At 50.6% G+C, this 7527-nt stretch carries 6 protein-coding genes and 1 pseudogene; 5 read left to right on the top strand and 2 right to left on the bottom strand.

Annotated elements, in window-relative coordinates:
* The first annotated feature begins 308 nt into the window (after positions 1-308).
* The 4 genes from IGR76_03060 to IGR76_03045 all read left to right on the top strand — a co-directional run bounded on the left by IGR76_03060 (position 309) and on the right by IGR76_03045 (position 4132).
* Complete coding sequence (locus IGR76_03060; protein MBF2077510.1) at positions 309-629, top strand: hypothetical protein; 321 nt, start codon at positions 309-311, stop codon at positions 627-629.
* A 152-nt stretch (positions 630-781) separates the two neighbouring features.
* On the top strand, positions 782-2533 hold the full coding sequence (locus IGR76_03055) for an AarF/ABC1/UbiB kinase family protein (protein ID MBF2077509.1): 1752 nt from the start codon (positions 782-784) through the stop codon (positions 2531-2533).
* A 30-nt stretch (positions 2534-2563) separates the two neighbouring features.
* Entirely contained in the window at positions 2564-3316 is a 753-nt protein-coding gene (locus IGR76_03050; protein MBF2077508.1) for a Stp1/IreP family PP2C-type Ser/Thr phosphatase, read from the top strand.
* Positions 3317-3571: 255 nt separating this feature from the next.
* Positions 3572-4132 carry a hypothetical protein gene (locus IGR76_03045; protein ID MBF2077507.1) on the top strand — a complete coding sequence of 187 codons (561 nt, stop codon included), beginning with the start codon at positions 3572-3574 and terminating at the stop codon, positions 4130-4132.
* 4 nt (positions 4133-4136) lie between these two features.
* Here the strand turns inward: IGR76_03045 and IGR76_03040 are convergent, their stop codons facing one another.
* A complete protein-coding gene (locus IGR76_03040; protein ID MBF2077506.1) occupies positions 4137-5414 on the bottom strand; it encodes a ribulose bisphosphate carboxylase small subunit in 1278 nt (425 codons plus the stop codon).
* A 292-nt stretch (positions 5415-5706) separates the two neighbouring features.
* Between IGR76_03040 and IGR76_03035 the strand changes: the two are divergent.
* A pseudogene (locus IGR76_03035) lies at positions 5707-5955 on the top strand (DedA family protein).
* Positions 5956-6064: 109 nt separating this feature from the next.
* Here IGR76_03035 and IGR76_03030 read toward each other — a convergent pair.
* A complete protein-coding gene (locus IGR76_03030; protein ID MBF2077505.1) occupies positions 6065-7351 on the bottom strand; it encodes a peptidylprolyl isomerase in 1287 nt (428 codons plus the stop codon).
* Positions 7352-7527: the final 176 nt, after the last annotated feature.

Raw genomic sequence — 7527 nt, 5'->3', positions numbered from 1 at the left:
TGACAAATCTTTTTTAGTAGGTTGGGTGAAACAACGTGGAACCCAACTCTAGCCTTTATTCTGTTGGGTTACGCTAGCGCTCACCCAACCTACGAGAGAATCAGGGTTGTGTGAGTTTTGTCAGTCAATCAGGGTGCGCTACTCACCAGAGAATAAGTTCAGGATTCCTCTATCCGTTTTAGAGCTAATCGCGTGGCTATACCCTTGATTCAGCCTTTTGGCCGATTCAATCTCCATCCATCGCCTCCAGCAGAAACATGAGATCTCACGTTATAATCTTGGCGGAGTAAGAGTACAGATGGCACGTTATGTCTAATCCTCTCGTTCATGCTTTTTTCGTAGGCAGAGCGATCGCAGAAGTCGTCAGCGAAGAAGTAGAAAAAGCAGTCACTAACTCTCTGAGCGAGTTAGGCAAATTTGATGCCGAGCAGCGTGAACGGCTCCGTCAATTCACAAATGATGCGATGGCGCGAGCATCCCAAGCTGAGGAATCAGCGATGCGCGGGCGGCCTATTTCGACGAGCAGCCCCGAATCATCCGTTGATTTGCAAGCCATGATTGACGATCTGCGGGCTGAAATTGCTCAGCTTCGAGTGGAGTTGCAGCGCTACCGAAATCGGGCATCCTAGAAATACAAGCTACGCTGTATACAAAAAATCCAGGTTTAGTACACCTAACTTTTTTACATAAGTTGTTTTTGTTTGAATCCATTGAGGCTTGAGTGTCTGCAATTTCTGACAGCTCTACGTCACCCGTTGACCCAAAGTTACAATCCGCACTCCTGACGACTGATGTTGGGAGACAATATGGTTCGGCAACTCGCGAATCAGATGCATCTTCAATCAAGTCTTACTCCGATGCCGCCTACCGCTGGAACCGCAAGCACTACTCTCGCCACCGTCGGTTTGTTGATATTTGGTCGTTTGTGCTGCGGTTAATGGCAGCCCAGTGGCTGTACAAGAAGAAGTGGAGCTATCCCAACGGTATCACCGAGGAAAGTCAGGCACGCCGCCGTCGGGCGATCGCCATCTGGATTCGCGAAACCTTTCTCAACCTTGGCCCCACGTTCATCAAAGTTGGGCAACTCTTTTCCACACGAGCGGATCTCTTCCCCACGGAATACGTCGAAGAGCTATCCAAACTTCAAGACAAGGTGCCAGCCTTTAGTTACGAGCAAGTGGAATCGATTATCGAAGAGGAGTTAGGGAAACCGATTCCCAGCCTGTTCAGTAGTTTCGATCCGATTCCCTTAGCCGCTGCCAGTTTGGGGCAAGTCCACCGGGCACGACTTCACTCTGGTGAGGAAGTCGTCGTTAAAGTGCAGCGACCGGGGCTGAAAAAGCTGTTTACTATTGATCTTGCCATTCTGAAGGGCATTGCCCGCTACTTCCAAAACCATCCTGACTGGGGGCCGGGTCGGGACTGGATGGGCATTTATGAGGAATGTTGCCGGATCCTGTGGGAAGAGATTGACTACATCAACGAAGGTCGCAACGCGGATACCTTCCGCCGCAACTTCCGAGGCGAGGACTGGGTCAACGTGCCGCGCGTCTATTGGCGCTACTCGTCGCCGCGAGTGTTGACGTTGGAATACCTCCCTGGCATCAAGATTAGCCATTACGAAGCGTTGGAAACGGCTGGACTGGATCGGAAACGGTTAGCGCAACTGGGCGCACGAGCCTACCTACACCAGCTTCTTAATAACGGCTTCTTCCATGCCGATCCGCATCCTGGGAACATTGCTGTCAGTTCAGACGGATCGCTGATTTTTTACGACTTTGGCATGATGGGTCGGGTACAAACGGCGACTCGCGAAAAGCTGATGCAAACTTTCTTTGGTATTGCCCAAAAGAACGCGAGCCAAGTTGTGGATTCCTTAGTTGCTCTGGGAGCGCTTGCGCCAGCCGAGGATATGGGGCCTGTACGGCGATCAATCCAGTACATGCTAGACAACTTTATGGATCAGCCGTTTGAAACCCAGTCGGTAGCTGCCATTAGTGACGACTTGTACGAAATTGCCTACGGGCAACCCTTTCGATTTCCAGCGACTTTTACCTTTGTGATGCGCGCTTTCTCGACCCTGGAAGGTGTCGGAAAAGGACTAGATCCAGATTTTAACTTTATGGAAGTGGCCAAACCCTTCGCAATGCAAATTATGACAAACGGAAGTTCATCCCCTAATTCCTCCTCTGGCAGTCTTTTGAATGAGTTGGGTCGTCAGGCGGCTCAGGTCAGCACATCGGCTCTGAGTTTGCCGCGCCGCATCGAAGATACGCTAGAAAAGCTAGAGCAAGGCGACATTCGCATGCGGGTACGGGCCACGGAGACCGATCGCATTTTGCGCCGCATGAGCAATGTCAGCCTCGGAACAAACTATGCGCTTTTAGTTGCAGGATTTACGCTATCCGCTACTATTTTGTTAGTCAATCAGTATATCTGGTTGGCTATTGTGGCAGCAGCGGCAGCAGTAGCGGCAGGTGTAGCACTGATTCGGCTTTTGATTCGCCTGGATCGCTACGAAAAGATGTTTTAAGCACGGCTTTGATAGGTTAGCGATCGCACTATGAAACGGGTGTTTTCGGGTCTCACTGATCCTGGATTAGTCCGCTCTGTCAACCAGGACTCCTATTACCTTGATCCGGAAGGACGCTTCTTCATTGTGGCGGATGGCATGGGCGGTCATGCCGGAGGACAGGAAGCAAGCCGCATTGCCACCGATGAAATCCGTACCTATCTAGATAGCCATTGGGAGCGCAGTTCGGCCTCGCCCCAGATTTTGGAGGCGGCGATCTTGGCCGCAAATCGCGCTATTTTGCAGGATCAGGCCAGCCATCCTGAGCGGGGAGACATGGGCACAACGGTCGTTGTGGTAATGTTTCGGGAAAGCCAGTCTTGGTGCGCCCACATTGGGGATTCGCGGCTGTATCGCCTGCGAGGCGCAAAGCTTCAGCAAATTACCGAAGACCACACCTGGGTATCGCGGGCACTGAAGGCTGGGGAGATTACGCCCGCCCAGGCCCGGATTCATCCGTGGCGGCATATTTTGTGGAAATGCCTGGGACGGGAAGACATCCGCCATGTGGACGTGCAGGCTTTTGACGTGCAGGGAAGCGATCGCCTGTTGTTGTGTAGTGATGGGTTGACGGAAGAACTATCAGACTTATTGATTTCGCATCATCTGAAAACCATTCGAGCCTGCGATAAGGCCGCCGCCACCCTCGTCAATGCTGCGAAAGATAAAGGTGGACGAGATAATATTACAGTTGTTATCGTTGCTAATCTTCCCCCCAACAGTACCGATGAAGACAGCGAATAGAGTTATTTCAAACAAATCCTCAGCGCTTGCCCTACATGTAGCGCGATTAGTCCCTTAAGAGCCGAATCACGGCTTCCAGTCTGCATTTCCGAAATGTAACAGTGTCGGGAATCAATGTTTCTATTGGTGTAGATCCCATGAGAGTGTCTCCCTATCACGGGAGAATAAAACTATAGGAAACGGTATTCCAATACTTCTGTGCAGAAAGGAATCCGTTGTGCCCCCATCGTGTACGCGCTTCGAGGAGGAACTGTGATGCTTCATTTCAATCGTCAAGCGACTAACTCTTTCCAACAGTCCCACCTCTGGCATGGTGTTGAACGCTCGATTGCGACCTTGGCAGTAGCGTTAGGACTTGGGTTGGTTCTGAGCCCCTGGGCGACGGCGGCTGAACCTGGGATGGTTGAGACCGAACCGACGACCGAGGCGATCGCCCCCAGTGAGATAGACTCTGCCTTTTCCGACGGTGTCTATCTCTACGGTCAGTCCCAGGAACCCGATCAGATTGGTTCGGAATACTTAGTCTTTGAAGTACGCGATCGCCAGATTATTGGCGCATTCTACATGCCCCGTTCCTCGTTTGACTGCTTTTCGGGGACTGTTGAAGAGAACCAGCTTGCCCTCACCATCGTTGACAGCTACGAACAGCAGGAATATGCCTACGCCATTGCTCTAGACGAAACAGCGGCGATCGCCTCTACCGATCCCTCTACTGTGATTCCAGTCGGGTTGGATGGCTATATTCGGCTGGATCAGGTGAGTGAAAACGACCAGCGGATGTTGGCCGTCTGTCAGGGCGATCTCGGTGAGATTTAGACGCCTAACGCTGGGGACGATGAATCACGGTCTCTAGCACTCGTTTTTTCGCCTGGGGATCAATCCCAACCATGCGGACATAGTCGCGATCGTGATCGCCTAAGTAGCGCTCTAGGTAGGCGATCGCGTCTTGGGCGTCGGTGGTTTGAATCGGTGTACAGTCTTGCCACGAGTTCACCCGGAATCGACGCTCATCAGCCCATTCCAGTCCCACTCGATACCCCTGCGCCATGAGTTGCTGGACTTGGTCAATCACATCAGTAGAGAGATGGGTAGACGTGATGGATGGCGTATGTCCATTGGAATGATCTGAAACGGAGGCTGGCTCTGGTACTGAAGCATAGATAGGCTGGGATGAAAACTTGGCGCTCTCTTGGGCCGCAGAACTGTGGTGCTCACCACGACCCAGGGATTCGTTGTACTCCCGCGATAAACGCATACGCTGAATGCGGTCTTGCTCCCTCACCATCAGTGCGCCTTGCTCCATCAAATGACCGAGGCTGAAGTCGGGCTTTTGGAACTGGGGCGGAGTCTTGGCATTAACCACTAAGGGCGAAACGCGATCCAAGCCGACTTGGGCAATAAAGGCTTCAATTTGTTCGTCATAGATGCGCGATCGCAACGCCCCAAAGAAGTCGATTGATTGCCCCGGAAACGCATCTACTAACTGTTCCACCTCGGATACCGATAAGCCATCTTCAGCAAAAATACCGCTGATGATGCCAATGCGATCGCTCCGATCGGGTTCCCAGTAGAATTTCTCCATACGGCCATCGCGGATGAGCGGTGCGTAAAGCGTCGAAAAGTCGTTTCCGGTCACGAGAATTGGAATCCGCTGGATCGGCTTTTCATCGTAGCTGCCGGGAAGTTGCACATTAGTAGGATTATCGGCAATGTTCATCAATGTGCCGTTGACCAACTGCGTATTGACCGTGTATTGCGTCCCAGAATCGAATCGTCCAGCTCCAGCATCCAGATCATTAATCATCAACACGGCCATCTTGCCTCGCACTCGCACCAGTTCTGCCGCCTCACGGTAACGCAAGCGAATCAGCCGTGCCGGATCACCCGCATCAGGACTCTCCAATTCACCAGCGGTAATGTGAACCACTTCAATGTTCATGCGGTCAAAAATCAGTTCACATTGAAACGTTTTACCTTCACCTTTGCGTCCATGGATGCCAAGGATCAGCGGCACTCGCACCTGGGGAAGCGGTAGGAAATTCTTAGTAATATGGACAGCGATTTTGTTGAGAAAACGAGGGGAGATGTAGTAGGTCATGACCCAGGTGTAGAAGGAGTAGGTTGAATATATCAACGTTTGATGACGTAAATCATCTATTCTCAGCATAAGGCTACACCGACCCCAAACGCTATGGGGTTAGCGATGATGGGTCATAAGTGAAGATTATGACCACAGGATCAGTGCCTCGACGTGGCCAACGAAGTGTCTCTTGTTAAAGTTCTGCTCAGGATCTTTCAAGTCTGAACCATTGAGTCAGGGATTGTGCTGTAGTAGTGAGTACGTCAGATTGATCTGGACGTTTACAGGTTAACGCCAGGAGGACTGCTCTGTGCATGTGGATTTGGCTGCTCTCATTCAGTCCATTGGTTACTTCGGGGTTTGGGCGATTGTTTTTGCAGAGTCTGGGTTGCTGGTTGGGTTCTTTCTGCCGGGGGATAGTCTGCTGTTTACGGCAGGATTTTTGGCATCTCAGTAGTTGCTCAACGTGGGGATCTTGATCGCAAGAGCAGCGATTTGTGCGATCGCAGGCGATTCTGTGGGTTATGCAACGGGGCATCATGTGGGGCGACGCCTATTCACAGACGATTGGCTTGACGCTTTTGGGATATTTTTTAGGGAGGCAGCATGTGCATCTTTTAACGCAGCAGTGCGATCGCTCAGATTTTAGATTGGCGATCGCCCCTCCATTACCCAAAGTCAACTGCCGTGAGGTCTGTCGCGATTGCGTTCTCTAGCACAAGGAATCGATCGCCATTGACCGAAAGATTCGTCTGATCATCCCGTTGGCGAATAGTCAAATCGTTAAAGGATAGGGATCCAGTTAATTCGATGCGATCGCGCCCATCCTCAAAATCAGTGACCGTGTCAACAGCATCAGTTAAGCCGATGCGAATGATATCTGCCCCTCGTCCCGTCGTAATAGTGTCCTTGCCGCTCTTGGCTTCAAAAGTCTCGTTTGCGGCAGTACCTAGCAACTCGTCATTCTTGACTGTGCCAACGACGAGGTTCGTTTCGAGCGATCGGCCAGAAAGACTTTGCAGTTGAACGCCACCCTGGGTCAAGCTGTCGTTTACCGTTACGCGAAAGGTATCTTTAACAGCTTCTCCCAACAGATTCGTAGCCCGCACTGTGATTCTGGCTTGTCCCGTTTCGTTGCGACCATAATCCAAAATTAGCCTGCCCCTGTTATTGATGGTGGCATCCACTAACGTCGGGTTTGAGTTGCCGACAACCTTAAATTTCAGTTCATCGACACTGTTGATGGTGATGTTGCGATACCGTACAAAGTTTTCGTCTGTGGAATTATTCGCATTGTCAGGTGGATCAATGAATGGAATCGTGTCGAATGCTCCCTGTTGAAAGAACCCTCTTGCATCAAAACGCTCCAACTTGGCGATCGCATCAATGGGAGCTAAGTCTTTTTCAGACATCACCGCACCAAAGACCGTAAACCCCCCGTTTTGATTATCGAGATTGGTAGAGTTATTGCGTAAGTTGAAAAACCATTGGCTGGTGGCACTGTCAGGGTCGTCCGGTAACTTTGCCATGGCGATGGTGCCGCGAAGGTTCGAGCGTTTGGAACTAAATTCATTTTTCACCGGATCATCGGTAGGAATCACCGAAATAGCTTGGGAGGGATCACCATTGGCGATCGCTTCTTCTGTCCCATCGACGGTAAATCCTCCACATTGGATAATGAAACCAGGGATTGAGCGGTGGATGAAAGTCTTTTTATAGGCTCCGTCCTCAACATAGCTTGCAAAGTTTTGGACTGTCAGGGGAGCGCCCTTTCCTTTCTGGTCAAAGAGGACAACCCGTGAAACTCCTCCGCCTAAGGATGAATCATAGAGCTTAAATTGAGCAACGAGTCCTGTTGTGAAGGGATCGTCAAATTGCTTGAAGAGATTGATAGAGTCGGTCTTAGCATTTTTCGCAACAGTAACGTTTTTAATAGCGTTAACAACGATGCTCATACGTAGGATACCTATTCAAAAAGACGCTCTAGACTAGTCCAGAGCAATCTTAGCAGTTTCGCTATGAGATATGGATTTTAGTTAATATTTACAGAGGCGTTGTTGCATGAAAGAGGGGTTACGGGCGGGAGAGGCATGGTAAATTTCAGTTATCACACATAAAACCTGCCATGAAA

It is taken from the genome of Synechococcales cyanobacterium T60_A2020_003 (assembly GCA_015272205.1).
In the GTDB taxonomy this organism is placed as follows: Bacteria; Cyanobacteriota; Cyanobacteriia; order RECH01; family RECH01; genus JACYMB01.
The sequence above is the reverse complement of the archived record's forward strand: the minus strand, read 5'-3'. Positions and strand labels throughout refer to the sequence as shown.